General features: G+C 54.8%; 21 protein-coding genes. 15 read left to right on the top strand and 6 right to left on the bottom strand.

Annotation, left to right across the window (positions count from 1 at the left end):
* The 15 genes from BMX85_RS29430 to BMX85_RS29365 all read left to right on the top strand — a co-directional run.
* Nucleotides 1-955, top strand: a 955-nt coding sequence (locus BMX85_RS29430) for a DUF2345 domain-containing protein (RefSeq protein ID WP_143068111.1), incomplete at its 5' end; no start/stop codon positions are given.
* 8 nt (nt 956-963) lie between these two features.
* Complete coding sequence (locus BMX85_RS29425; RefSeq protein ID WP_090328280.1) at nt 964-1812, top strand: DUF4123 domain-containing protein; 849 nt, start codon at nt 964-966, stop codon at nt 1810-1812.
* Nucleotides 1813-1907: 95 nt separating this feature from the next.
* Nucleotides 1908-2561: a DUF3304 domain-containing protein gene (locus BMX85_RS29420; protein ID WP_090328278.1), complete on the top strand. Its 654-nt coding sequence runs from the start codon at nt 1908-1910 to the stop codon at nt 2559-2561.
* On the top strand, nt 2558-4600 hold the full coding sequence (locus BMX85_RS29415) for a T6SS phospholipase effector Tle1-like catalytic domain-containing protein (protein WP_090328275.1): 2043 nt from the start codon (nt 2558-2560) through the stop codon (nt 4598-4600). Before BMX85_RS29420 ends, BMX85_RS29415 begins: the two co-directional genes overlap by 4 nt.
* An 11-nt stretch (nt 4601-4611) precedes the next feature.
* The gene (locus tag BMX85_RS29410) at nt 4612-5415 is read left to right on the top strand and encodes a DUF3304 domain-containing protein (RefSeq protein WP_090328271.1); all 804 of its coding nucleotides are present in this window, start codon (nt 4612-4614) and stop codon (nt 5413-5415) included.
* Between the two features lie 223 nt (nt 5416-5638).
* Nucleotides 5639-5986: a hypothetical protein gene (locus BMX85_RS29405; RefSeq protein ID WP_090328266.1), complete on the top strand. Its 348-nt coding sequence runs from the start codon at nt 5639-5641 to the stop codon at nt 5984-5986.
* A complete protein-coding gene (locus tag BMX85_RS31620; protein WP_143068110.1) occupies nt 5917-6396 on the top strand; it encodes a DUF4123 domain-containing protein in 480 nt (159 codons plus the stop codon). The genes BMX85_RS29405 and BMX85_RS31620 overlap by 70 nt, the downstream gene beginning before the upstream one ends.
* Nucleotides 6311-6685: a hypothetical protein gene (locus BMX85_RS30330; RefSeq protein WP_177196910.1), complete on the top strand. Its 375-nt coding sequence runs from the start codon at nt 6311-6313 to the stop codon at nt 6683-6685. Before BMX85_RS31620 ends, BMX85_RS30330 begins: the two co-directional genes overlap by 86 nt.
* 225 nt (nt 6686-6910) lie before the next feature.
* Entirely contained in the window at nt 6911-9616 is a 2706-nt protein-coding gene (locus BMX85_RS29395) for a type VI secretion system Vgr family protein (protein WP_090328259.1), read from the top strand.
* 2 nt (nt 9617-9618) lie between these two features.
* Entirely contained in the window at nt 9619-9828 is a 210-nt protein-coding gene (locus BMX85_RS29390) for a hypothetical protein (protein ID WP_090328256.1), read from the top strand.
* Between the two features lie 2 nt (nt 9829-9830).
* Nucleotides 9831-10715: a DUF4123 domain-containing protein gene (locus BMX85_RS29385; protein WP_090328251.1), complete on the top strand. Its 885-nt coding sequence runs from the start codon at nt 9831-9833 to the stop codon at nt 10713-10715.
* Nucleotides 10712-11188 (top strand): hypothetical protein, encoded by a 477-nt coding sequence (locus BMX85_RS30325; RefSeq protein WP_143068108.1) that lies wholly within the window; start codon nt 10712-10714, stop codon nt 11186-11188. Before BMX85_RS29385 ends, BMX85_RS30325 begins: the two co-directional genes overlap by 4 nt.
* A complete protein-coding gene (locus tag BMX85_RS29375) occupies nt 11181-13217 on the top strand; it encodes a T6SS phospholipase effector Tle1-like catalytic domain-containing protein (RefSeq protein WP_090328243.1) in 2037 nt (678 codons plus the stop codon). Before BMX85_RS30325 ends, BMX85_RS29375 begins: the two co-directional genes overlap by 8 nt.
* 1131 nt (nt 13218-14348) lie before the next feature.
* Nucleotides 14349-14837: a hypothetical protein gene (locus tag BMX85_RS29370; RefSeq protein ID WP_143068107.1), complete on the top strand. Its 489-nt coding sequence runs from the start codon at nt 14349-14351 to the stop codon at nt 14835-14837.
* A gap of 134 nt (nt 14838-14971) precedes the next feature.
* Complete coding sequence (locus BMX85_RS29365; protein ID WP_143068106.1) at nt 14972-16615, top strand: T6SS phospholipase effector Tle1-like catalytic domain-containing protein; 1644 nt, start codon at nt 14972-14974, stop codon at nt 16613-16615.
* A gap of 300 nt (nt 16616-16915) precedes the next feature.
* On the opposite strand, the gene BMX85_RS29360 is transcribed toward BMX85_RS29365, so the two are convergent.
* From BMX85_RS29360 to BMX85_RS29345, 6 genes are all read right to left on the bottom strand, one after another.
* The gene (locus BMX85_RS29360; RefSeq protein WP_143068105.1) at nt 16916-17611 is read right to left on the bottom strand and encodes a putative type VI secretion system effector; all 696 of its coding nucleotides are present in this window, start codon (nt 17609-17611) and stop codon (nt 16916-16918) included.
* Nucleotides 17612-18427: 816 nt separating this feature from the next.
* Nucleotides 18428-19366 (bottom strand): DUF6708 domain-containing protein, encoded by a 939-nt coding sequence (locus tag BMX85_RS30320; RefSeq protein ID WP_143068104.1) that lies wholly within the window; start codon nt 19364-19366, stop codon nt 18428-18430.
* 715 nt (nt 19367-20081) lie between these two features.
* A complete protein-coding gene (locus BMX85_RS30315; protein ID WP_143068103.1) occupies nt 20082-20864 on the bottom strand; it encodes a hypothetical protein in 783 nt (260 codons plus the stop codon).
* A complete protein-coding gene (locus BMX85_RS30310) occupies nt 20861-23764 on the bottom strand; it encodes a T6SS effector BTH_I2691 family protein (RefSeq protein WP_143068102.1) in 2904 nt (967 codons plus the stop codon). Before BMX85_RS30310 ends, BMX85_RS30315 begins: the two co-directional genes overlap by 4 nt.
* Nucleotides 23765-23812: 48 nt before the next feature.
* Nucleotides 23813-24703, bottom strand: coding sequence for a DUF4123 domain-containing protein (locus BMX85_RS29350; RefSeq protein WP_143068101.1), 891 nt, complete (start codon nt 24701-24703; stop codon nt 23813-23815).
* Nucleotides 24704-24713: 10 nt separating this feature from the next.
* The coding region (locus tag BMX85_RS29345; protein ID WP_090328214.1) for a type VI secretion system Vgr family protein at nt 24714-26876 on the bottom strand (2163 nt) is incomplete at its 5' end.

The following is a 26876-nucleotide window of genomic DNA, read 5'->3' as shown; positions in this document are numbered from 1 at the left end:
CTATCGCGGCAGCCTGCGCGGCACCGGCGCCGAACTGCGCACCGATGGCTACGGCGCGGTGCGGGCCGGGGCCGGCTTGCTGGTGTCGAGCTACAAGATCACGCACGGCGCCGACGCGCGCGATCCGGCCGGCGATAACAGCGCCGGCATGGCATTGCTCAAGCAGGCGGTGATGCTGGGCGAGACTTTCAGCGGCGCGGCCAAGACGCATGAGACCGTGGCGTACGCCAGCCATATTGGCGCGGCGAAGGCCGACTCCAGCAAGCTCGACGACAAGGCGCCGCCGTTGAAGGCTATGTTGACGGCTACATCGGGCATGCTGAGCCAGGACAGCGTTGACGCAGCCAAGGCCGAGGCACCTGAGAAGCCGGTCGCGCCGGGAGACGACAAGCTGCCGCACACTAGCGGCGCCATCATTACCATCGCCGCCAAGGCTGGGTTGGGCGTGCTGGCCGGGCAGAATCTGCAGCTGGCCAATGGCGAGACGATCACGTTAATGAGCGGACAGGACACGCAATTCGCCACTGGCGGGCAGATGCGTATCCACAGCCGCCAAGCCATCGGCATGCTGGGCGGTGCGGTCAAAGCTGGCGAGAACAACATGGGTCTGCAACTGATCGCGGCTAAGGATGCGATCGACGTGCAGGCGCAGCACGACGTGCTCAATGTGCAGGCGCGCGACGAGGTCAACATCATCAGCGCCAACGCGCACATCGACTGGGCTGCGGCCAAGAGCATCAGCCTGTCCACGGCGGGCGGGGCCAACATCACCATTGCCGGCGGCAACATCACGGTGCAGTGCCCGGGCAAGATCATGATCCATGCGGGTAAGAAGAGCTTCACCGGGCCGGAGCGCGTGAGCTACGCCTTGCCAGCTATGCCGCGCTCGATCTGCAAAAAATGTAAACGCGACGCCGCCAAGTCCGGCTCACCGTTTTCACTGGTACAAAGTTAAGGACCCTGATGCTGATTAACCCGCATCTCGCCGGTTGGAAAGAGGCGTTGCATGAAGGCTTGCGCGGCAGCGAAGGCTTCATCTATGCCCTTGTGGACGGCGTGCACAATGAAGCGTTCTATCAGAAGTTGGAAAAGATGGACTACTTGCTGTACCAGCCGCTGTACGCCACCGCGCCATCAGCAGATAGCGAAACGCTGGGATTGGGACCGATACTGGTGCAGTATAGTGACGTGTATCGTAAGCGATGGGACGCGCTTCTTGAGATGACCAATGGCCTGCCGGCACTTAGCATCATCGTCTCGCCCGAGCCGATTGAAAAGCTGGCGGCGCGGCTGATTCCGTGGTGCGTCGTCGACGCTGACGACTACACGGTGGCATTGTCGTTCGCGGACACACGTATCCTTCCGACGCTTGTCGAGGCGCTGGACGCGGAGCAGCGTGGCGCGTTCCTCGGCCCAGCGACGCGTTGGATCTATCCGGGCCGCGACGGCGTACGGTTGGCATTGGTGGTGGCGCCGGAAAAGGCATTGCCCGCTGCAGAAAAGGTGGTGCTGACGGCGCAACAGGTGTCGGCATTGATGGCCGCTTCCGAGCCCGACAGCATCGCATATCAGATGAGCCAATACATTGGCAAGCCTTTGGCGCGTTACACGCCGTTTGATGCGCACCTGATGATCGCGCGATGGTTGCAAGTGGCGAATCACGTGAAGATGGAAAGTAGTCGTGATCGTTTTGCTTTGTGTGAATTTGGTCTTGAACGTCCCGAGTTGATCGAGGACGCTCGGTATTTGGCGCTGCTGGAACCTGGTGGCGGGCCGCGCACACTGGACGAGACGCGAGCTTTCTTGGCATAGACTTGAATATTACGCTCGGACTACCCGGATTGGTGCGACCTAGCGCTGGCGCATTTAAAGCACGAAAACAGATTAAGTTGGTGGAAGGAAACTCGATGAGCGCGATATCTAAACACACGTTCCGCAAGTTCGGATTGATGGTGTGCATGGCGACGCTGCTGGCGTCCTGCGCATCTGCGCAGCCCGAAAAGCCGAAGTCCTTAGGCGCTGCGGTACGTTCAATCAATTATTCCGGGAAAGAGGTTCAACTGACTGTCGTCGATCCGCTGGACAAATCCAACCGCAGTGGCGGCGATGCGCTCAACCCCTATGGCTCGGGCGGCACGATTTGCTGCTTCAGAATTCCGGCCGAGTGGCACCCCGGCTATCAGGTGATCGTAAAGTACAGCTTCTATCCGGACCGGACGTGGCATGAACAGTTGGTCGACGTGCCGCCGTATGCAGGGGGAATGGCCGGAGATATCTGGCTTGCGATGCATGAAGATGGACGCGCAGAGGCAGTCGTGTCCAGTTTCGGCCCTACACGACGGGAATGGCCTGGGCGAGTGCGAGGTCGCCCGGTGCAGTCGCCTGAATACGTGAAAAAGCAAAGGAACGAAGCTCTGGCGCGCGAAAAGAAGACCTTGGCTGGTATGGAGGAGGCATATGCGGCTGGTGTGAGCGATCTAACCTCGGATCAAGTCAGATTGCTTAAAAATGGTATAGAAACGTCAAAACGCATCATTAAAGGGTTGGAGGAGGAGCAATGACCGCGTCTTTTTGTTCTCCGCTCGGTCTCGAATCTGCGGATCCGTCTGCGGATGAATTCTTTTCTAAAAGGACCGAAATGCCCATTATCAAGGGCTTTTTTGCTGCGAGAGAGTGTTCGGAAGCAGGTGTAATGCCGCCTAGTTGCGACGTCAATTTGACCTTCGGCTTCTTTTTTGACGGAACGAATAACAATTTGGAGCGGGATCTAGCCACCTACAACCATAGTAACGTGGCGCGTTTGTACTTGGCCTTTCCGGGGAGCGATAAAGGCGTGCCGTGGCCAGACGCAAAAGCCAAGTATCGTCATTATTTTCGCACTTACATCCCTGGGGTGGGTACCAAGTTCGATGCTGTTGGGGACACGGGTAAAGACAAGATGAAAAAGGATGGGCTGGCATTTGCCAAGCTGGGGCAGAACCGGATTATCTGGGCGCTGGTCGAGGCCATCAATCACGTCCACGAGTACTATCTCGATGCGAAACTCGTCAGCGAAGCTGCGTTTCTCAAGGAATACAACTCGCTCGACCTTCCCAGTTTTGAGGAAGCTGGGGACGGGTTTTCTGCCGCAGGTGGACGCGACATCGATAAGTTGGGTGCAGCCTTTACCAAGACCTTGCGCGAGCTGCACCAAAAACTCAACGTTTACCTGCCGATCGGAATCGGTAAAAGCAAAGACAAAGGCGTGGTCAAAAATCTCTACTATTCGATCTTTGGCTTCTCGCGCGGTGCAGCCAAGGCACGTGTCTTTGCCAATTGGTTTCTCTGGCTCTGCAAGCTGGATGCATCACTGCATAAAAAATCAGGGCCAACGCTGGGTTCCATCCCCGTGACGTTTGATTTCATGGGACTGTTCGACACCGTCGCATCGGTGGGACTAGCCTCGTCGGCGCCCCTGTTCGGCGCGCACGGACACTATGGATGGGCCGATGCCGAGTACTCGCTCAAGCTGCCCGACATATTGCCCACTAAATGCCTGCATTTGGTATCCTCGCACGAAATCCGGCGCTCGTTTCCGCTCGATTCCATTATGGTCAAGAACAACTCGTTGGCCGGTTGCACCGAGATCGTCATGCCCGGCGTGCACTCGGATGTCGGCGGGGGCTATCTGCCCAAGGAGCAGGGACGTGGCAAGGATACGGAAGGGGCCGACGTGCTGTCGCGTATTCCATTGTCGATGATGTACCGCGCGGCAAGGCTTGCCGGAGTGCCGATTAAATTGGAGGAAGCGCCGGAATCGGTTAAACAAGCCTTCCGCGTGAGCCCCAAGCTCATCGAGACATTTAACGCCTACGTTAACGCCTGTCCTAAGCCGAAGCCGAACTCCGTGGTTCAACTCCACGAAATCATGGCCGGTCAGCATGAGCTCTATATCTTATGGCGCAAAAAGATGGTCGGCAACATGAAGTCCTTGCAGAGCGTTATCGACAGCGATAGTTGCGACCGCGAAGACGTTCTCGCGGCGGACAGAGAGCTTGCTGATGAAATCAAGTTGTTTGAAAAATGGCGCGACTGGAAAAACAACATGACCACGGACGACACGCGCCAGACCCCGTTCAGCTATAACGAATGGCCGACCATCGAAAAATACTGGGATAAGCCTGCGCCACCTGCCGCCATCACCGATCTGTTCGACAACTATGTCCACGATTCGCGCGCCTGGTTCAAGCCGTTCGGCACGGATTCGGTAGACCTGATTTTCGAGATGGAAAAGCTGGCTGAGCGCGAGGACCAGATCAACGCCTGGCGTACCAACCCCGTTGGTCCCGAGCCCAAACCGCTGACTAAGGAAGAGTTCGATAAGGTCACCCGCTATCGTCCCTCCCGCAAAACTGCGGATGCGTGTCGAGCGGCAGGCTTCGTTTCCGAGGGCCGGGAAGGCAGCTTCCTCCATGGCGGATTCCTGCGCTACCGAAAAATCTACATGGGAAATGACCGCTTTAAACCCAAGGGCGCGGTCTATGTACAGGTTACGCCGTCAGGCAACCCTTATCCTGTTGCACAGACCGCAGACGAAACGCTAGTCGCGCACACCGCCTAACTTGATCGCGTATGAAGAAATTATTTGCTCTAAGGGCAGCCTGTGCTGGATTTTGGTTCATCGCCGCCAGTAGCGCGGCCGATACAGATGTGTTTTCCGGAATCTATTCGCTCGTCAGCCCGGAGACCGGGGCAGAGGTGGACGTGATGAAAATTCGAAAGTATCCAGACGGTTACGGCGTGTTTTCATACATGAGTGGTGATGAGGTCCAGCGCGGCCCCATCAACGCGGTCGAGGCCGCCGCTACGCAGCGGTCGCCGCCTATGCGCGCACTGTCTTTGCGAGGTCAAGGGAGCCTTTACTTTGCGCCGAAAGGCGCAGAGTCGCCGGCCGGGCGTTCCGACACGGGCTACATCACCGACATCCAGGGCCTCGAAAAGGCGCCGTTGAAACGCAGGCTGCTGTCCCCTGAGCCTGAGCGGGGCATCAACGGCAGACATCGCTATGGCGGCAAGGTCGATGAACGCGAAGTGTCGCTTCGCGTGTTGAACTACAGTTCCAAAGCGCTGCAGCTTGGTATTAGTTCTGTTGACAACAAAGAAAACGCTGTCGACACAGATCCAGTGAATGGTTACATGGCAAGCGCGTTTAATTGCTGCTTCTATCTGCCTGAAAAATGGAGCCCAGCACAGCAGGTGCAAGTTGAAATCCGCTCACCTGATGGCAAGCTGAAGGTTACACCGATTGCCTTGCCCAAATATGAAGACCCGCAAAACTTTGAAGTGGCCGTTAGTGAGGACGGACATGTGGAAATATTGTTCGAACGTTCCGATCGAGATAGAGCTCTTCCACGTCCGCCAATCGTCCTCAAATAGCTGAAGATGCGCGCTGCGCGAAGGGGCACAGGCTGGGTGCGTGCGGCCACCGCGCGGCCAAGCGGCATGGGCAGCCAGTTCCTGTCGCGCATCGCCCAGGAAATGCTCGTTAGAGACGGTTGTGCCTGTACGTTTTCCTCCAGTTGCGTGATTGCCTCCTCGAATCAATCTTGCTGCCGCTGCCACTGTGGCACTGTCGTTTGCGGACACACGTGTCCTTCCGATGCTCGTCGAGGCGTTGGACGACCAGCAGCGGCGGGGCGAGTTCCTCGGCCCCGCGACGCGTTGGATCTATCCGGGCCGCGACGCCGTCTGGTTGCCATTGATGGTGGAACCTGAAAAAGCATTGTCCGCTCCCGTAAAGGTGGCGCTGACGGCGCAACAGGTGTCGGCATTGATGGCTGTATCCGAGCCCGACAGCAGCGCCTACCAGATGAGCCAATACATCGGCACGCCTTTGGCCGGCTATACGCCGTTTGATGCCCACGTGATGATCTCGCGATGGTTGCAAGTGGCGGATCATGTAAAGCTGGAAAGCAATCGATTTCTCCGCATTTTGCTCGCTATCTGACTCAGTGTAGCGGTTGGCCCATGGTTAGCGTTATTGAGACGCGCGAGAATAAGTCTGAACTGGCGGAACGCTTAGCCGCATGGTGTGTCATCGAGGCCGACGGACAAAGATTTACTCTCCGGTTTCCGGACACTCGGCGACTGCCGACGATTTTTTCTGTGCTGACGCATGAACAGAAGGGTCAGATGGCCGGTCCTGCGAAACGGTGGTCGTTCGTTGGCCGAGACGGGACTTGGCAGCAACCGCCGGTTGTCTCTGCGGTCTGCGCCGTCGTTGACAAGCCTGCGCTAGACGAGTGGCAGTTTGCCAAACTCGTTGGAGACAGTGAATCAGATGAAATGCTTACAATGGTGGTGGATCGGGGTTATGACATCGTTAGGGACCCTCGCGTCGATACGGCTCAATTTTAGTTGTTTGCCCACATCGGCCCCTACCGGATTTGAAAATCCGGCACCGGAAGTTAAGGTTCAGTCTATCCGCTCGAAAAACGCGAAAGGCCATTTGTCGTTGATCGACGATATGCAATCACCTGCTGATGAACGGCTTCGGGAGTTAAACTTTTGCCTGTATGGGAAGCTCAATAATTTCTGTGGCAACGCGAAAGTGCTGCGCTTGAAAGATGGGGCCAAGATGGATGGAAGTGCGGCGGTAAAAACTTTTATTCAAGGGATCGAATTGGTGGCGTCGCCATCCAACTGATATGGTAGTCGCCCAAAGTCAACCCTAGGCATTGATCGTCTTGGATTGTTTTCTGCGTGTCCTACCCTTATATCTCGATATTTTAGCAATTACCATTTCAGAGCCGATGCCTCAGAAAATCCACATTCAATCAATTGGACCCGCGAGGGCAGCCGTGCTACGGTTAGACATGATCGCTAATACACTTCGCGCCAGAAACGCTACCGGCGACTGCAAGGTGGCGCGATGAGTTTTTCCCTGGTGGACCAGGTTGTCGGCGCGCTGGCGGAGTTCACCAGCGCCACGCGGCTGTACGCGCTCAGTTTCGGCGACGACGGCCCGGCCCTAATGGTCAAGGCCTTCGCCGCCGACGAAGGGTTGCAGGCGATCGGCGCGCGCGACATCATCGCGCTGTCGACCGACGCTTTTATCGAACTGGCGCCGTTGCTGGGCAAGCCGGCCACGCTGGAAGCCAGCCTCGCCGACGGCACCCGCGCGCGCTTCAGCGGCCTGGTCAGCGAAGCGGCGATGCTGGGCAGCTTCGGCGGGTTGGCGCGCTACCGGCTGCGCCTGACGCCATGGTTGTGGCGCCTGAGCCAGGTGCGCAACAGCCGCGTATGGCAAGACAAGACCGTCATCGAGATCGTCGAAGCGGTGTTCCAGGAGCACGCGCCGCTGGCGGTGTGGCGCTGGAGCGACGAGTCGGCGCCGTTCATGGAAGCGGCCGGCGCGCGCAGCTATTGCTGCCAGTACCGCGAATCCGATTTCGACTTCATCACCCGGCTGCTGACCGAAGAGGGCCTGGCCTGGCGCTTCGAGGAAACCGACGACGGCCATGGCATGGTGCTGTTCGCCAATAGCGTCGAAACCAGCGCGACGCCAGAGGACGCCAGCAGCGCGGCCGGCGGCGGCATCCGCTTCCATGGCGCGCGCGTGGGCGAATCGTCCGACACCATCCAGGCCCTGCGCGCGCACCGCAGCCTGCGCGCCGCGCTCAGCACGGTTTTGAGCTACGACTACAAGGCCAAGAGCGCCGTCAGCGCCAGCGTGCCGACCAACCAGCCGGTCGGCGGCGCCAACGCGCCGATGCTGGAGAGTTACGACACGCCCGGCCAATATTTTTTCGCCGACAGCGGTCAGGCGCAACGCTACGCCTTGCTGCAAATGGAAGCCAACGAAGCGCGCCGCCACCTGTGGGACGCGCGTTCGACGGTGCGCACCTTGCGCCCCGGCACCCGTTTCACGTTGACGCAGGGCCCGCTGGCCGGTGGCGAGGCAGAACCGGCCTATGTGGTGCTGCGCGTGGTCAGCGTGGGGGTGAACAATCTGCCGACACCGGCAAAGCAGGGTCTCGAAGAACTGTTCGGGCCGATACCGGAATTGCTGGAGGAATCGCTGCGCGAACAGCCGGAGAACTTCGCCGCCGTCATCGCGCAGGCCAGCGACAGCGGTTACGCCAACCACTTCGAGGCGATCGCCGCCGACACGCCATGGCGTCCGGTGGTGGGCGAGAACGGCCTGCGCCATCACCCTAAACCGACCGCGCACGGCAGCCAGAGCGCCATCGTCGTCGGGGTCGACGGCGGCAGCAGCGCCAATGGCGCCGACGAGATCTATTGCGACAAGCTGGGCCGTGTGCGCATCCGCTACCATTGGCAGCAGGACGCCAGCGCCACCTGCTGGGTGCGCGTGGCGCAGCGCTCGGCCGGCGGCGGCATGGGCAGCCAGTTCCTGCCGCGCATCGGCCAGGAGGTGCTGGTGCAATTCCTCGAAAACGATATCGACCGGCCCATCATCGTCGGCGCGCTCTACAACGGCCAGGGCGAGGGCGGCCAAGCGCCCACGCCAGGCGGCAAGAGCGACCGCGACAGCGACACCGCCGTGTTCCAGTCGGCGCACGACCATGGCGTCTCGGGGCAGGGCAACGTCGCCGGCGGCAACAGCCCGCTGTGGCACGGCGCCGCCGCCGATACGGCAGGCCATCGCAACAGCGCGGCGCAATGGGGCATCCGCAGCAAGGAATTCGGCGGCGCCGGCTACAACCAGCTGCTGTTCGACGACACCGACAACCAGGGCCGCATCCAGCTCAAGAGCAGCCACGCGGCCAGTGAACTGAACCTGGGCCACCTGATCCACGCGGCCGACAACTATCGCGGCAGCCTGCGCGGCACCGGGGCGGAGTTGCGCACCGACGGCTACGGCGCGGTGCGCGCCGGGGCCGGCTTGCTGGTGTCGAGCTACAAGATCACGCACGCGGCCGATGCGCGCGAGCCGGCCGGCGACAACACGGCCGGCATGGCGCTGCTCAAGCAGGCCGTCAAGCTGGGCGAGACCTTCAGCGGCGCGGCCAAGACGCACGAGACGGTGGCGTACGCCAGCCACCTGGGCGCGGCCAAGGCCGACACCAGCAAGCTCGACGACAAAGCCGCGCCGCTCAAGGCGATGTTGACGGCCGTCTCCGGCATGCTGAGCAACGGCGAAACGATCACCTTGATGAGCGGGCAGGACACGCAGTTCGCCACCGGCGGGCAGATGCGCGTGCACAGCGGCCAGGCCATCGGCATGCTGGGCGGCGCGGTCAAGGCCGGCGAGAACAACATGGGCCTGCAACTGATCGCGGCCAAGGACGCGATCGATCTGCAGGCGCAGGGCGACGTGCTCAACGTGCAGGCGCGCGACGACGTCAACATCGTCAGCGCCAACGCGCACATCGACTGGGCGGCGGCCAAGAGCATCAGCTTGTCGACGGCGGGCGGGGCGAACATCACCATCACTGGCGGCAACATCACGATCCAGTGTCCAGGCAAGATCACGATTCACGCGGCGAAGAAGAGCTTCTCCGGCGGCCAGGAAGTCAACTACAAGTTGCCGATCCTGCCGCAGTCGGTGTGTATCGAATGCCTGGCCAAGCGGGCCGCACAGCGTACCGCGTTCATTAACAAGGGGGCGTAGGCGTGATCGAGGCATCCAAACGGTTTAGCCGGCGAGTGCTGTTGGGCGCGGCCGGTGGTCTGTTATTAGTTTTCGGCTTCGGCAAGAAGAACGTGGCCGCAGGCGAGGGTGACAGCAGTGCCAAGCGGGCGCCGCCGCCGCGGGAGCTGTGCGTCGAATGTCTGGCCAAGCGCGCAAAGCAGCGCACGGCCTTTATCAGTAAGTGGGTGTAAGTATGGAAAAGTATCCGCATCTCGATGCGCTGGCCACAGTGGCTTCAAATCATCCCCAGTGGAATTGGTACGCGATCGCCGACAGCGCGCAGGAAAAGGATTTGCCGGGTGCGCTCACGGCCGTTGGCGGCGAAGTGCGCTGCCTGCTTGGCGCAACTCAGGGCAGTCCACTTGCGGAAAACTCGCCGCATCTTGTGAGCTTGCCCAGCCCCGCGCGCGGAGGAAGCGCATGGGAGTGGATTGCCCGAATGGGCGTGCGAAAGCCGTGCGTGACCGTTGTGGCTAGCAAATTGGAATTTGGTAGTTTATTTGAGCAGTTAAAGCAGCTTACTGAGATTCGTTTGCCGGATGATACCGAAATGTTCTTTGCGTTTTGGGATCCCGCGATACTCGGCACGTTGATCGGTCAGCCGGACGATAGCACGCTGTATGTGAAGGGACCGGTATTCGACAATGAACAACTCGCTCTTCTTTACGGCGGCCTTTCTGGATGGTGGTATTGGGACCGTGACGGAGAAATGCACACCATTGCTATTGAAGTCGAGACGCCTACCATACACATGAGTAAGCCGTTGAAGTTGCGGCAACCTCAAGTCGATGAATTGGTGGACGCAAGCACGCCCGACCACGTTTTGTACTATGTAGATTTAAACCAGCCGCACTTATTGCGCGACATTCGGCCTCAGGCACGCTACGGCTACGTCGCGCGCGCTTTGCTTGGAGCAAGGGATATTGGCCTGGAAACTATGAAGGACCTTGTGAACTACGTAAGTATGACGTTGATTTACGGTAAGCGTTGGAACGAGGATAGCGTAATCGCGGGTGTACTGGCGCGTGTGAAAAACGGAGAGATTAGATTTTCAGAAGCAATGGAGTCGTTGCCATGAGTTTAGTAATTGCAAAGGATAAGCGTCTCAGCCGTCGCGTCTTCATCACCGCGCTAGGTTCCCTGTTTTTTATCAATGCTTGTGAGGCGAAGTCTATGAAAGTGGTTTTGAACATTATCGTTTTCAGCTATTGGGATCGTCCCATTTTTGAAGTTAATATCGATGGCAAAGGCGATGAGACTTCTGGCGCCTATCCGAATACTGGAAAGGGTGTGACCGGAGGCGTCGAGCTAACTTTAGGACCGAAGAAAGTGACCTGGAGGCTTGACGGGCCAGAAGGTCTGCCGCGCAACGGGGACACCCTTGTCAACAAGAATCGTCTCGAGTTGGTTGATATTCTTCCTGGCGCCCAGTATCTTGGGATTCATATTTATCCAGACGAAACGGTAGAACTCTCGACTAGCGTGGGACGCCCTGGGCCCAGCGCAAAAGGCTTGAGTCTGGTCGCCAAGGACGGTAAAAATCATGGCTGATGATGCCGTAACTGGCGCGAAGGCCGCCAATCGCGATGTCGCAGATGAAAAGCGCGGGCCATTCCAGGATTGCCGGGATGTAGTTCGGCTTACCGTGTTCTTTGACGGAACGGGCAATAACCAAGAATTCGATGGTACGGTTAAGGGGGTCAAATTAAACAAGTGGAGCAACGTCGGCCGCTTGTATTATGCAATGCAGCAGTTCGGTAACAAGGATATTTTCCCCATTTATATTTCGGGCGTAGGCACGCCCTTTAACGGGAAAGCGGCGAATTGGATCGATTCAGCTGGTATTTGGACTGAAGATGGTAAACGTGGAGAAGGCTTCGGAGCCGGTGGTTCGCGTAGGCTCCAGCTTGGAGACCGACTGGTCAGCGAGGCATTAGCGGAACAGCTGATACGCAACGCAAAAGCACTGGGTGGCGAAACCGAGAAATATGCTGCGTCGGGCGCCCAAAAAGGTCTTGCGGACATCAATGCAGTTCTATCTAAGTACCGGTTGGTCAAAGTAATCGATATGTCCTTCTTCGGATTTTCTCGCGGGGCAGCTTTGGCCCGCGCTTTCTCCAATCGAGTTATTGCCAATTGCGAGAAAAGTGAGGATGGGCTGAAGTTGCATGGATATCCCGTGCGACAGAGTTTTCTTGGGGTTTTTGACACTGTCGCATCATTTGGCGTTCCGTCGAAGAACGTCAGGCTACCGTTCCAAGAACGTGAACTGATCGTGTCGCCAGTCGTCGAACGCTGCGTTCACTATGTAGCGGCTCACGAGGTTAGGGTTGCGTTTCCTGTTGATTTGATAAGGAAAAACGGGAAGCTGGCTGGGGAATGGGTGGAGGATGTCTACCCGGGCGTCCACTCAGATGTTGGCGGTGGTTATGGTCCAAACGAACAAGGCATTGATAACAACTACGCGCGTATTCCAATGCGCAACATGATGCGTGAGGCCATCGCCAGTGGAGTGCGTTTGCTGCCATATGACGAGATCAAAAAAGCGAGTACCACAATCTTCAAAGAGCGCTTTGAATGTCTCGACATTACTCAGACGTCTTATGGGAATTACATGGCTGCATGCGGGCCGATGTCAGGCACGGTCGAGACGCAAATGAAACGCCATTTGCAGGTGTTTTATAGCGCGAACGGTACCATGGCTAGGCGGGGGATTGAAACACCGGGTGATCGCCGGCGGAACGATGACCCGTACAAAAAAATCGGTCCTAAGGGGATGGCATGGGAAGTTAAGAAATACCGGCTCGCCGCTAAAGCTGGCGGCTGGCTGCGTGTTGCAGGAGCGGGAGTGAGAGGCTACGCCCAATACGTCAAGCCGGAGGATTGGCAGCTTAGTGCGTGGGATAAGCCCGCCACGGACGAAGTAGTTAATTTCGTTGCTCATTACATTCATGACTCAAAGGTTGACTTTATCTTCAATCTGGCTGAGCCTTTCAGCTATTTCAAGCCTCGCGGGGTGGACGAATCGACGACGAACGTCTGGACCGAATGGGGAACCTGGATGGGAGGCAAACGTGACGCCGTGACCAAAACCGTCGGCGATACCTATGAAGCCGGCAAGAGAGAGGTTGGAGAAGCCGTCGATACCACGACAAAGGCGGCCACTGACGCCGCTGAAGCTGCCAAGCAAAAGGCCGAAGAAGCTGCCGCATACGCAAAGCACAAGGCCGAAGAAGCTGCGGCGTACGCCCAGCGTAAAGCTGCGGAGGCGGCAAAATATGCCTCTCAAAAGGCGGACGAGGCTGCTGCTGCGACCAAGCGTGCTTATGATGCCACGGCCAAGGCCGCGAACGATGCGGCCGAAGCGGCCCAGCATAAGGCACAGGAGGCCGCCGCGTACGCGCGTCGAAAGGCGCAGGCCGCCGCCGACGCGGTAGAGGGCGCGTACGACGCCACGACAAAAGCTGGTAGGGATGCCGCCGCCGCTGGGGCCAAGAAGATTGACGATATCGAGGATGGTGCGGAGCGGCTGTACGACCGGGGGCTTAACTGGATCAAGCGCACAGTTAAGGGACAGTGAGGATGCTTTCAGGGACGAATCATCGTCAACGAAGTATGCCCGGTTTGATTTTTTCGTTCGAAATCTGCGGCATTTGGGAGTCAATATCTGTCAGAAGAAAACGGTCGAGTTCTCGATAAGGGGGGCGCATGGCAGCACAGAGGCGGCTATCTTACCTGCGCGTCACATGCTTGAAACTGTACATCGACGGGTACGGCGCAGCATGCGCCGGCTTGGTATCGGGCCACAAGACCACGCAAGCGGCTGACCCTGCGGAGTCGACCGGCGACACCGTGGCGGCATCACGCTGCTAAAGCAGTTTGTCTAGCCGGGCAAAAACTGCGTCGGCTTGGCAGCTCCCCCTGAAACGATGGCGTATTCCAACCACTTGGGCGCAGTAAAGCAGACACCAACAAACTCGAGGTCAAGGCCGCGCCATTGGAGACGACGACGTCCGCACCAGCTATGTCGGGTGAAGAATGCGTCGGACAGTCCCATGTCGATCGAGGAGGAGCTGCCGCACACGAGAGGCGCCATGATCGCCATCGCCACCAAGGCAAGACTGTGCGTGTAGGGATGAATCTGCAGAAGGCCAACGGTGAAATCACCACCTTGGTGAGCTGGCGGCACCCGCAGTTCACCACTTGCGCGATATGCGCGTATGCGCGTCTACAGCAGCCAGTCCTTCGGCATGATGGCCGCTGCCGACAAGCCCGACGAGAACTACGTGGGTTGCAGCTAATCGCAGCGAAGAGTGCGATCGGTTCGCAGCACGGGCCGGCTTGCTCACATTGCAGTGCGCAACGGTGCAACCTTGTTAGCGCCAAAGGGTATATTGACAGGGCTGCGGCGAGATCATCTCCGCGCAGCGTACTCCGTACCAAGACCGGTCCTCAAAACCATTGATGCTGGCGCAAGGACAACTGGATGACTTGGTCGGAACATTGGTCTGAGGCCATGAAGGATCTAGTGAATTACCTTTGCGTCTCGCCGACGATGGCGCCTGGCTACCGGAAGATGACGACATCGCAGCGCTGTTGGCCGCCTGTAAAGCGGCGGGATGCGATTCTCCGCCGCGACGAACCTGATGCCGTAACTTTGGACACGGCGCATCGGCCGGCGGTGTCGGTGCCCTCAACAATGGATTGAGATATGTTAAAAACAAAATTGGAGAAGATTAGCGGGACCAAGCGGCGCAAGATTATGCTCGCCGCCTTCGGGTTTGTTTTACTTAATGCATGCGAGGCTAGGGAAATGCGTGTCGTACTAGATTTGGTGTTGTTCAACTACTCGGACCGACCGATTTTCGCGGTGAATGTGGATGGCATTGGCTACGAGGTCTCTGGCGCCTATCCTGAAACGGGCAAAAGCACGACAGCCGGCTTTGCATTGATGCTGGGGCCCAAAATCGTCACTTGGAAGCTCGATGGGCCGAAAGGAACGCCTGGGAACGGCGAAACCGTTCAGAACAAAAACGCTCTGGCGCTGACCCAGAGCCAAATCGTGCCTGGTGCGAAGTTTATCTCCGTTCACATCTACCCTGACGACACTGTTGAGCTCGTAACATCGGTCCACTTCCCACGCACCACCGCGCGCGGTGAAAAGGCAGCCGCAAAAATGGATGATCGGCATGGCAAATGAAACACTGTGGTAGAGGCAGTTTCCCGCGATGTTCCCGATAAACCGGCCAGTCCGTTCCAGGACTGCCGCCATCGAAGGCTTCGAGTTTTGGCGCGGTGGCAAGCGCGGGCTTCGAGGACGCTGTCAACCAACGCATGTTCGACGCGCTTCTTTTACGGGCAAAAGCGCAAGGCCTCGAGGTGGAAAAATACGCCGCTGCCGCCAGCGCCAAGGGTATGGCCCAGGTGCACGAAGCCCTGGCAAAACATCGTCTGATCAAAATGATCGACATGTCTTTCTTCGGCTTCTCGCGCGGAGCGGCGCTGGCGAGGGCGTTTTCTCATCGCATTATTACCAACTGCAAGAAAAGCGGCAATGACTTGTTGCTCGAAAATTATCCGATGCGACCCAGCTTCCTCGGCATTTTCGACACGGTCGCGTCCTTCGGACTGCCGGCGCACAATGTCCAGCTGCCTTTCCGCGATCGCGAACTGGTCGTGTCGCCGCTTATCGAACGCTGCGTCCCCTATGTGGCGGCGCACGAGGTGCGTGTTGCGTTCCCGGTGGATCTGATCAGGAAAAACGGGAAGCTGGCTGGAGAGTGGGTGGAGAACGTTTATCCGGGCGTGCACTCCGATGTCGGCGGCGGTTATGCTGCGGACGACCAAGGCATCAAGAATAATTACGCTCGAATTCCAATGCGCGACATGATGCGCGAGGCCGTTTTTAGCGGCGTCAGGATGAAAAGTTACAAGGAAATCGAAGCGAAGACTTATACGCTCTTCACTGAGCGATTTGAGTGTCTGGAGACGACGGAGGCCGCGTATCGCGACTATATGGCCGCCTGCGGCGCCATGAGCGGGACGGTAGAAAACCAGATGAAACGCCACCTCGAAGTGTTTTACAGCGCTAGTGGAACAATACACCGCCGGGGCATCGAAACCCCGGGCGCTCGCAGCCGTGCCGCGAGTACGTTCAAATCCTTGGGCCCCAAGGGAATGGCATGGGAAGTGGACCGGTACCGCGAAGTGGCCAAAGCCGGTGAATGGCTGCGGATTGGCGGTAGTGCCGTGAATAGCTATGCCCAATATATTAAGCCTGAAGACTGGCAATTGTCAGCCTGGGACAAGCCGGCGAACAACGGCGTGGTGAACTTCGTCTCGACCTTCATCCACGACTCCAAGGTCGACTTTATCGACAACATCGAGCCGTTCAGCTACTTCAAACCACGGGGCGTGTGGGAATCGAACGTCAGTGTCTGGACCGAATGGGGTAATTGGGTCGTGGCCAAGAGCGACGCCGTGAGCAAGACCGTCGGGGATGCCTACGAGTCCGGCAAACAGCAGGTCGGGGAAGCGGTCGACGCCACGACCAAGGCCGCTAAGGACACTGCTGCGGCAGCCCAACGCAAGGCCGAAGAGGCGGCGGAGTACACCAAACGCAAGGCCGAGGAAGCTGCAGCCTACACCCAGCGCAAAACGCGGGAAGCGGCCGACTATGCGCGGCAAAAAGCTGATGAGGCCGCAGCCGCCGCCAAGCGGGCGTATGACGCCACCGCCAAGGCGGCCAATGACGCCGCGGAAGCCGCCCAGCACCAGGCGCAGGAAGCTGCCGCCTATGCACGGCGAAAGGCGCAGGAGGCATCCGACGCGGTGGAGGGCGCCTATAACGCCACGACCAAGGCGGGCAGGGATGCGGCCGCCGCTGGAGCCAAGAAAATCGGTGATATCGAGGACGGGGCAGAGAGGTTATACGACCGGGGTATGAACTGGATCAAGCGTACAGTAAAGGGACAGTGAGGATGTTTTCAACCGGGATACCATCGTCGTTCAAATTGATCGATGTCATTCGAAACATTTGGTAGCATCAGCCGGTCGACAGCAGGCCAGCTACGCGGATCCTCCGATTTCCAAGGTTAACATCGTGGCGAAGCCGATGCGGCTTCAGGTGCCTATCCGAGCGCTGGGAAGGGCGTCACAGGGCGCGCACCTTGCTTTGGCACCGAATAGAGCGACGTGGCGGCTTGGCGGGGCGGAAGGACTGCCGCGCAATCGGGATACCGTGGCTCATGAGAACCGTCACGTTTTGAGCAGAAGACCTTATAAATAGAAAACGCCCATAGGCAAGTCTGGCTTGCCCTGTCGTCGAGCTCGTTTTGTAGATTCCACTAAGTCGATTTCTTCTGGCGCCGTTAGTGCCAATGCCTTCCCAACTTTATTCATCTCTTTTGCAAAAGTCATAAAGTCCTTCCAGCTCATTCCCACGGTCGCAACAAAAATGACGGTCACCGCCAGCGTCGATGCGAGCAATAACAGCCACAAGGGAATCGCCACATTACGTAGCAGGATAGCCTCAACTAAAAATATTGCCGCAGCAAATGCCAGCGAGCAGGTAACTAGGCGTCTGGTTTTTGCACTCGTCCCCCGCTCACAATGCGGCTGCATCCAGATGATCCCCTCGGCGGGTTTTACGACCGCAATCGCATGAAATACATTGCCCTGCATCTCGCCTATCGCTTGGACGCGATCGCCATTTTGAAAAGTCGTTTGCCAAAAGCTTCCGCTCACTATCTGTGATCCGAGCATCATTCTAAATCCGTCGACAGGATCTCCGCTATCGGTCGCTGCCTGAGCACTGTGGACCGCGCCGGGTTCGCCTGCTGCAACCTGAATCGTCGCTACGATGCCAGCCGCTCGCTGTTTCTTTCTTGAGCTGGCAAGAAATCGCACATGGGCTTTGAATATCTCCAGATCTTCGACGACTACTTCGATGACCGCGTAATTGACTTCGCTCATAATTTTTTTTTGGCTAAGTAATCCTTGTAGAGCTACGCCCAACTTTTCAAGTAATTTATCAGTGTTGCTAATATCGAGAACGGCAACGGAGACGCTGTCCGACCGGGACTAGTAGAGCGCACGGTTGCGGGAGTATGCGGGAAAGTCCTGAGGCTTCCCGCGCGTATCCCAGCACTGGTAAGGCAGGAGGGGACTCACATTCGGCCCGAAGGTTTTGCCGTTGTTTTTGATAGTGGTCTGCGGCGCAAAGATTTTACCTGTCCAAACAACAAAACTGGTTGCAACCTCAGCCGCGACGCGATTATTAAACGCCACTTTCAAGATTTGCCTGTCAGTCACTTATGCCATATTTATTCTGTGCTCTTCAAGTGCCTCTCATACAACTTTTTAAAAAGCCTTATCACCTGAAAATATCATGAGTGGCAGTAACAAGAGATGGTTTCTAATCTTAGCAAACTATGTACATACAGCGCATCATCCCTTTTGGAAACGACGACTCGGACTTTATCTTCATTTAATTTTGTCTGCTTTTGAGAAAGAGCCAAAACGATATGGCCCTCAGCGGATGTAGCCTCCAGCCATTCCTGTCACCCCTCCAAGTATCCTGACCGCTCCCAGCCCGATGTTTTCTCAACTGCCGCTTGGGCTGCATGGGACCCCAACTTTGCGGGTTATATTGATCTGCCCATAGGCCCCGATCATTTGTAAGGCGCCACCACTAAAGCCGACCACGCTATCCAAATGCCATATGTTGCGTCCATTTTTTCACTAGCGGTCTTAGCAGCGCGTACACTCTTCGAGCTGGAAAAAACCTTCCTAAAGTTTTGGCGCGGGCGGGCCGACCGCCGCACGGATCTCGCTTGACCATTCGATCGGCGTCGCAGTCGAATAACTCAGCCAAGAGAAAAGGCCAACAAATGTCGCTATAGGGAATGTAATTAGGAAAAAAATAAATCCTAATATGGTCAAGTATTTCGCATTACGCCACCATTGCTTTAGCGTTTCGCCATAGGGGCCGGTGCGCGCCATACATTCGAGAAAAGTAGCAGGTTTTTTATAATCCGATAAAACGTCGCCAGTTGGCACATGCGGTCCGTTTTCTTCCATAAATTTTCTGACGTGCTCGTAAACAGCAGACACTGTCACCTCACCATGCAACATGCCATTTCCCAAAGTAAAACTGTCGACAATTGTAGAATCAGTACGGCTCTTTCGAACGAGAAATATCAGCGTGTGAATACGGCTTATCGTAGACCCGTCGGCGTTAACTGTTGCATGATGTTCGGCGTCAATTAAATTCCAATCATGGATCGTCGCTTTGACCGGCCATTTCTTTAGTAGTCTTCTCCAACCTGGTTCGATCTCACGAAAAATTCTATAGACCTTCCGATTCTTGCGGTCGAAGATAATTGGTTCGTCCTCGGGGCGAAAGAGTTCCATGCGAATACATTTTAGGAAAAAGTACACTGCAAAGGTGCTGAATACAGTTACAAAAAACACGGTCATGGAAAGATCGAACAGCGAAGGGTACTTCCTTTGACGTTCGTAAGAAATTAGGTGCGCCATTGCAAATGCAAAAACAATAAATATCAAAAAACCGAAGAATGCCACGACACCGCGGTTTCCTTCGATGATTCCTTTATATTCAATCGCTTCTGCAAATTCATTTTTAATCAGATTGAAACTGATTGCGGCCGGCGCAGCGGGCACGTTCTTTTTATAGACCTCGATGATGCCAAATATGCTTTCTTTCATTAAATTTAAAACTTCCTACCTTTATCTTTGAGCGAGGCTATAAAAGGTGAAATCCGTGCCCTCAAGCCCTCCATCATATAGGAGGTCAACGCACACTCGCTCACGTGGGCTTTTTTGCGAGTGAAGCTTCAGTTGCTACTGCTTTATGCGACTCGTTGACTTTAGATGAGCGGCGGTCCGATGGCTGTGAGTACATCTGGCTGCCATTCAATGGGAATGGCGGTATTATAACTTAGCCAACCTGAGATCCGATTTGGGGATCGTTAAGCATCTGGTCGACCCATATCATGTAAAATATCGGGAGCCCAATTTACCGGAGTTGCAGTTTTATAGCTAAGCCACGTGAAAAATCCTACTAATGTTGTTATTGGAAGAATAATTGGAAAGAAAAGCATGCACAACGCCAACCAAAATTTATGATTTTCTAAAAGCGAATGGAAATTATCTCCATATAGCCCGGTCGCGGACATACACTGTCTTAATGTTTTAGGCGAATTAAACGGGACCCTTAATTCTGAAAGGATTAGAAATTCCACACCAGTACGTTTGGTACAGTCAATACGCGCGATGAACCTATTAGCGACTAATATTGGTAGCTTTGCCTTTTCCAACTTGAAAAAATGTATTTGCGCCAAAAAAAGGCGAATTCAATTCTCGCAAACCAGCCTAAGCCAAGCTAGCTTATTAAATAACATTTACATATCTTTCTTTTTAATCAATTAATGCCGTATTTTTTTCTATGCCCTTCTAGTGCTGTTTCAAGGTTTATGCCACCAAATCCATAACTTTCATCTTTGTAATGTGTCATTCCACTGCGTATATCTATATCATCAGGGCGAGGCAGATCATAGGCCTTAAAAATGGCAGATCCATAAAGGCCATAATAACGCATACTTTTATAACTCCTATATTCAAACGGGAAAAAGAATAATGGGAGGACGAAAACCAATATTGCTACAAAAACGACTTTGTCTGAACTGTAGAATTTCTGATCGAGTGAAAAGTAAAGGCAAACTATCAGAAAGGTCCAAACCAAAAGGCAGCAACGCCAAGCGAATTTCATACAGCTTCTGAAAAAAGCCTTGTCTCCCGAAAATACCATTAGGGGTAGCAACAGAAGATGATCCTCTAATTTTAGCAGACTATGCACATACAGTGCCTCGCCCCGCTTAGAAACGACGATTCGGACTTTATCCTCATTTTTAATCTTATCTGCTTTTGAAAATGAGCCAAATACGATATATCCCTCGACCAGTCCAGCGAAGTTAAAAAGATCTTCCCCGTCATACAAACTTAACGTCAATGAGTTTGCTAACACTCCGTGCATATCAGTAAGGGCGGCCACAGTCCCTACGGCGATACTTCCGCCTTTAATCCGCCCATCGATTTTTTCTAATAAATTCTGCGAAGATTTGGCAATCTGGAGTTCGGAAATCTTACCTTCCAAAATAAAAAATTCCTCGTTATCAAACTCTAATTTTTTTATCTTGTCTATCATAGCGACACCGCTTTAACGGCAGAGCGTAATTCTGCAAGCTCCGCCTCAACATTAGGAAATGGTTTCTCACTAAACCAGCCGTCTTTATCGAGCCTAAATGTACAGGATTGAAGCCAGTTTTCTAGCTCATCATCCTTAATGAAGACTCGATAACCAACTTCAACTAATGTTATTGCGACACCAATCATGTTAAGTCTCGCTAATCTTATCAACATTAAAGTTCGTGTCAAGGCGAGTGATTCTGCTATCGCTGCCGAACTGGCGAACAACGTGATCAAACGCAATGCAATCACCGACTTACTCATAAGTTGACTTCCAGCAAGTCGCCAAAGTAGCGGCGCGCTGTACGAAAATGCCGCTATTAAACCCAACGCTGAACTGGCTATGCCAACTATTGCGCGCCCAATGTATATACCTACTAAAACCTCATCAGATTTTTCCTTGTTCAGCTCCGCAGCGCCTGATGTTATATCTAGCCAAGCTGTGATCGCGCCTGCCGACGCGCTTAAAGTGCCAGCAGTAAGTTTCAAGCCCCCTCTGATCACATCGGCCGCCTTATTGATGCCAGCAATTTTTTCATAAGGGGAAATCTCACGAATCGATTTTGCTACCGCATAAACCAAATCAAATGTCATGCTTGATAAGGAAAGTATAGAAGCGGTAATTTCTGCGATAAGTTTAGGCGAGTTATTAAACTGTCCCACCTTAATTGCCAATGAAAGGCTCTCGATAGACATTAATAATACGCCGAGGCGAGCTTGGCGAAAATTATTGGTGGTGGGGCGAGCACCCTTGTCTAGCTGATCTAAAGTAATTTTGACTTTTTCCTTTACTTTCTTTTGCTCGTCACGAATCAATTCGTCTATGCTACCTTGAACTTTTTCAGCATCAATTTTCGCCTTGGACAACGCTTCGGTCTGAGCAACTCTTGTAGCTTTGTCTATATTCGATTTAGCATTCCGTTTTTGTTCATCTGCTTTCGCCTGGTATTCAGCAGTTTTCTGTTGCCGTGCTTTTAATTCTGCTATTTTTTCAGGTTTGATTTTTAGCATGTACTCGTCAAATCCGATCTTTTCGGCAAGGTCACCCAGTCGAGTATATAACATCATTCCGACCACCCCGCTGATTGCCTTGTCCATTTTTCCGCTGGTAGTTGACAATGCTTGCGTCCATTCAGCAATACGTGCGAACATCAGTCCTTCGGCGCTGCGATGAAATTTTGATAAGTTGTGGCTTGGCTGTCCCGGCTTTAGCACAATCTTTCCTTCGTGGATGCCCTTTACGACTTTGTCGCGGAGCCACTCATCCCACGCGGAATCTGTTTTCTTAAAAACATCAATCAGTCCCTTGCCTAGTTTGAGCCACGGGACGCCTTGGACTTGAGAAATGTCGGAGAGCGGAGCGACTTCTTTCCGGGCATTGTTCAGCGCTGGGACAGCTTCTTCCAACAAAGACTTTAAATTGAAAAAATTGCTTCGCATGTATAAATTATCATGCTCAATACCGCTAACATCTAGCCATTTTTTAAGCAAATGAATATTTCTTTTATTGCCGAACATGCCAAAAGTACATAGCGAATGTTCGAAAGTAAAACAAAAGCCACTTGCCTGGTCTTCAGGATCATAACTTTCAAATGCATTAACGAGCTTGGAGGATGTGATCCATCTGGCGTGGTCACCTACCCGAGCATCGGCTCGTTTAGAGGCCTCCAATGAAATTGTTTCCAGTCTACTACGAAACGTCTTTATTTCCGTGATCGATAATTGAGATTCATATTTTTTTGTCCATTTTTCCAGCGCATGCTCGTCAGAAAGCAAGTAGGCTCTCCTTTCTTTTCGACGTCTAGCAGTTTCTTCGATCCTCGCTTCGATGGCCTCTGCTTCCGGGATTCTATTCAGCTTTCGAAGGAACTTTGCATTGTCTGCAGCTGGATCAGGTAGTTCCAGTGATTCGATTCGTTCAATATGTGTTTGCGACGTAGCTACGCCCATATCAACAATCGCACTTTTCAAATCGTCGATCGCTAACATTACTTCCATTTTTCGTTGATTATCAACTTTTTTCCTGTCAAGCTCGCTTAGGAAAATGTCGACTGGCGCCAACGCAGAATTTCTGAAATTATTGAGTTCCTGTGTGATACCAATACTGTCGAACAGCGTAAATGCAGCGGACTTCAAGCCAACCATCTTTTTCTCGATTGACCCCAACCTCCCGCCAGGAAGGGAGACGGTCGTCGTTGGCTTAATTCCCCAATATGAATCATCAATTGCTGGATATAGTTGTGTTGTCATCAATTGACCAAGCGCGCTTTTCTTCGCGTTGTCCATCTGATGAGCAAGAATGAATTCCGGAACATGCGTGCCTAGCTGTGTCGGCAGCAGGCTATGTTTCTGAGTATTCTTTCCTTTGATCCAAGCGCTGGGTTGGAATTCCTGCATTTGGCCTTTTGATACGCGCTCATCGGCGTTTGCTTGGTATTTTTCCAAACTGGCCATAGTCATGGCACTTGGTGTGAACACCATATAAAGCTTTTCGACGAATTCTGGCTTGTCTACGCTGATCATGCTGGCGTCGATACCGCAGGAGTTACGATCACAAGAGAATACTATCGGAGCCTGTGGTGGTGTATCAACAGAAAATTTGTATAAAAAGGAATCATCTGTAACAACATACCCGTCCCAGTACAGTTTTCCGGATCGCTTTGTCAAAACGTAGAGATACCCGTTTCGTAAAAGTCGAGGCGAATATTTTGCGTGGCTTAATGGTATATCTTTAGTCCACTCACCCAATGTGGTTGGAAGCGCCGGCACACTTGCCGGGATCGTGTCACCGACCACCACCGAGTATCGGAGCGGTAATATAAGAAGGCCAGCTTTGTCGCAAAATTTGCAATCTTTCATCACTTCACCAATTCGCTGATAGCTTTAAATACGATATTCATCGTCATCTCACTTGATATATGCAGAGAGCAAACTTTCAAGGGGTATGCCCTCTGCTTGGGCGTTATCAATCAGATCTTTAAGATCCTTCTCGTCAAAGAAGGTTCTTCCTTTACTGAATGTTCGCCAAGCGGATGCGACCTTGTCTTCCGCTTCACGTACTCCCAAATGCTCTGCATATAAAATTTCCTCATCGATCAATGAACCATGTGAATGTTCATATTTAATTTCCATCTGAGCCAATTTTTTTATCGTGAGATTTAGCACTGCGATTCGGTCAACAGCAGCTGCGGTCCTCTGGTCTAGATCGAAAACTTTTTGTGTAAGCGCGGCTTTGGTATTGGCGTTATTGTATGAGACCATTTTCCCCTCAAAGTCGAGATGGCACCATGTCTGTATTGATCCGAGCAACTTGCAAAAACCGCCTTGAACATTGCCGTTCTGGGAATCGGTGAGAATGCGCACTAAATGAGGCATAACCCGAGGATCAAAAAATCTGAAATAATATTGTTGTCCGTCAGGGTAACGCACATTTAGATTCGATCGAATTTCCTTTCGAATTTGATCTAGCGTAACTGGTGTAAATATCCAAGCGCAAATTCGCGGTGCACCCGTCCAATAACTTTGTGCACTGGCCAACCGAATGCTCTCTTGCAAAATTTCCGCGTGGGATGGAATCTCGTGCCGCAGTTCAACTAAAAGAGCCGCTCGTGCCAAATTATCCTCGAAGATGGGATCATCAACTGGGAGAGATTTCGCTACAGGTGTTGAACTCTCCAGCAGTTCATGTAGCGGATTATCGATGAATCTGTCGATAAGTAAAATAGTACGTTTGTGATCACGGCCGAAGTTATACAAAAGTTCGTCCGCGCTACGGGAAGATAATTTATGTTCTTCCATCGTAAAACTGTTAGCGGGGAACACTTGCTCCTCCTGCTTCTGTGGCAGCTGCAATTTTCATGGCACAGCCCTTGAGGTCTCCGGCTGGTAGAGTAGCGCTGAAGCTGCTACTTGCCGGCCCGGCCAATTCTTTCATGCTTGCCTTGAATTCAATCTTTCCAGGGCCATGGATTTCGATGTTGCCCCCAATAATTTTAAGTGATGCTCCTTGCGACACGAAAGCCACATGCTCTTTCGCCGAAACGCTGATTGTTTTTACGGTGCTGACCACCGTCACAGCTTTGTCTGCGGTTAGTTTGGTTTGGCCGGAGGAACTTTGGCTAACCACTTTGCCGCTGGCTGTATGCAGACGAATTCCCGTCTCCTGATTGGGCTTATCTTGATTGGTTGCTTTCCCGTAGGTAAACAAGCCAACACCGGAGGTTACTGCTAGAAATGTATTTCTTTGCGCTGCGAAATTTATATCCCTGCCAGCGACTAGATTGGTAGTATGCCCGGCAGCAAAAAGCGCGTTAACAGGTGTAGTCGCAGTAATTCCACTTGGGCTGGAAAGCTGGAGGTGTGCCTCGGTGTACGCAGTGACCCCGCTTCCTTCCGTGCCTTCCAGCACGTCGCCCACATGCTTTACCTGTTTGATCGCTAACAGTTCCGCCGGCGCCGCCTCGTCCTTGAGCTTTGCATGATGTTTCTGCGCCATCTCGACCAAATCGGTTTGCAGCTGAAAACTCTCTTCAAGCTGGGTGATGGCCTCCTTCGAATCCATCTGGCTGCCGGTGGCGCTGCCACGCGCGTCGGTCGACAGCAGCAGTCCTTTGCCGGCGCGCACGGCGATGCTGTGCTCTGTCTTGAGCTCGGCACCGAAGCCGGCCGGCTTTAGGCGCTGGTTGTCGCTCTGGTGCAGCAGATGGCCGAGGTTCAACTCGGCCGTGCCTTGGTGCGCGGTGGCGTGTCGCTGCAGACCCAGACGCGACTGGCCGGGACTGTCGTCGAACACCAACTGGTTGTAGGCGCCGCTGCCGCCCTGGCTCGACTGGATCGCCTGTGTCTTGATGCCCGACAGCGCCGCCGGATGTGCATGCCCGCCGGCCTCGCCGGGGAACCATGCCGGCGCGTTGCCGGTCGCCACGCCCGCGCCGCCCGCCACCTGGTTGTGCTGGGCGTCGGCTTGGCCGCGCCCGTTATAGACGGTTCCCAGCACCACAGGACGGTCGATATTCCCTTCAAGGAAATCGATCAGCACCTCCTGCCCGATGCGGGGCAGGGCGCTGCTACCCCAGTTGGCTCCTGCCACCGGCGCCATCGGCGTGGCCACGCGCACCCACGTTCCCGCCTGGTCGTCGCCGGGCGCACCGGTGTGGCCGTCGGGCATGGGATGTTGAAGGCGGCTGTGGCTTTGCGCGCCACGCTGCCAGTGGAACTGCACTTTCACGCGATGATCTCGGTCGGTGTGGATCGGCGCGCCGGGCGGGCCGACCACGATGGCGGTTTGCTGCCCATGAATGGTCGGGCGCGGATGGAGCAGTTGGCCGTGGGCGTCCGTGCCGCTGGAGCGGTAAGGAATGTTGCTGCGGATCGCGTCGATGCGGACGCGGTACAAAGGCCGCTCGCCCATGGCCTTGCCCACCGCGTGCAGGCTGGTTTTTTCTTCCTTGCCGATCAGCGCATCGAGCAGACCTTCGCCGAGCCGCTGCATCAGGCTCGACTTCAGGTCAGCACTGAGATTGTTATGCATCAGGTGAACGGTACGCACCACCAGGAAGCTGCGCTCGTCGTCGCTGCCGGCCAGGTCGAACTGGGCCTGGCCGGTGAGGGCGAACGTCGTGCCGGGCGCGAGCGTGCGCACGGTGCCGGCGCCGACGTGGATCTCCTTGCTGGCTTCGAACGCCTGCAGCTGGTTGTCGGCGATGCGCTGGCCCTGTTCGCGTGACTGGTAGGCGTAGGCGCCGGGCGCGTCGCGGCTGACCAGCGGAGATCCGTCGCCGCCGTCCGCGCTGGCGGCGCCCACCGGACGCGTGTCGAGCGAACGGTAGTCCCAGCTGCTCAGTTCGATGGCGTTGGTTTGCAGGCGCAGCTCGGTGCGCCAGCGGTCCAGCGTGTCCTCCCGCATCGTCGCGCCGGGCTGGCTGAAGGCGATGCTGGCCTGGGCGTTGGGCTTGAAGCTGCCGCTGTGGTC

This window comes from Duganella sp. CF517 (assembly GCF_900110275.1).
Lineage (GTDB): Bacteria > Pseudomonadota > Gammaproteobacteria > Burkholderiales > Burkholderiaceae_D > Rugamonas.
This window is presented reverse-complemented; position numbering and strand designations above follow the sequence as displayed.

Coding starts and splice junctions, on each gene's coding strand:
- BMX85_RS29425 (WP_090328280.1), top strand. CDS start 964: ATGCTGATTAACCCGCATCTCGCCGGTTGGAAAGAGGCGTTGCATGAA.
- BMX85_RS29420 (WP_090328278.1), top strand. CDS start 1,908: ATGAGCGCGATATCTAAACACACGTTCCGCAAGTTCGGATTGATGGTG.
- BMX85_RS29415 (WP_090328275.1), top strand. CDS start 2,558: ATGACCGCGTCTTTTTGTTCTCCGCTCGGTCTCGAATCTGCGGATCCG.
- BMX85_RS29410 (WP_090328271.1), top strand. CDS start 4,612: ATGAAGAAATTATTTGCTCTAAGGGCAGCCTGTGCTGGATTTTGGTTC.
- BMX85_RS29405 (WP_090328266.1), top strand. CDS start 5,639: ATGCTCGTCGAGGCGTTGGACGACCAGCAGCGGCGGGGCGAGTTCCTC.
- BMX85_RS31620 (WP_143068110.1), top strand. CDS start 5,917: ATGGTTGCAAGTGGCGGATCATGTAAAGCTGGAAAGCAATCGATTTCT.
- BMX85_RS29395 (WP_090328259.1), top strand. CDS start 6,911: ATGAGTTTTTCCCTGGTGGACCAGGTTGTCGGCGCGCTGGCGGAGTTC.
- BMX85_RS29385 (WP_090328251.1), top strand. CDS start 9,831: ATGGAAAAGTATCCGCATCTCGATGCGCTGGCCACAGTGGCTTCAAAT.
- BMX85_RS30325 (WP_143068108.1), top strand. CDS start 10,712: ATGAGTTTAGTAATTGCAAAGGATAAGCGTCTCAGCCGTCGCGTCTTC.
- BMX85_RS29375 (WP_090328243.1), top strand. CDS start 11,181: ATGGCTGATGATGCCGTAACTGGCGCGAAGGCCGCCAATCGCGATGTC.
- BMX85_RS29370 (WP_143068107.1), top strand. CDS start 14,349: ATGTTAAAAACAAAATTGGAGAAGATTAGCGGGACCAAGCGGCGCAAG.
- BMX85_RS29365 (WP_143068106.1), top strand. CDS start 14,972: ATGTTCGACGCGCTTCTTTTACGGGCAAAAGCGCAAGGCCTCGAGGTG.
- BMX85_RS29360 (WP_143068105.1), bottom strand. CDS start 17,611: ATGAGCGAAGTCAATTACGCGGTCATCGAAGTAGTCGTCGAAGATCTG.
- BMX85_RS30320 (WP_143068104.1), bottom strand. CDS start 19,366: ATGAAAGAAAGCATATTTGGCATCATCGAGGTCTATAAAAAGAACGTG.
- BMX85_RS30315 (WP_143068103.1), bottom strand. CDS start 20,864: ATGATAGACAAGATAAAAAAATTAGAGTTTGATAACGAGGAATTTTTT.
- BMX85_RS30310 (WP_143068102.1), bottom strand. CDS start 23,764: ATGAAAGATTGCAAATTTTGCGACAAAGCTGGCCTTCTTATATTACCG.
- BMX85_RS29350 (WP_143068101.1), bottom strand. CDS start 24,703: ATGGAAGAACATAAATTATCTTCCCGTAGCGCGGACGAACTTTTGTAT.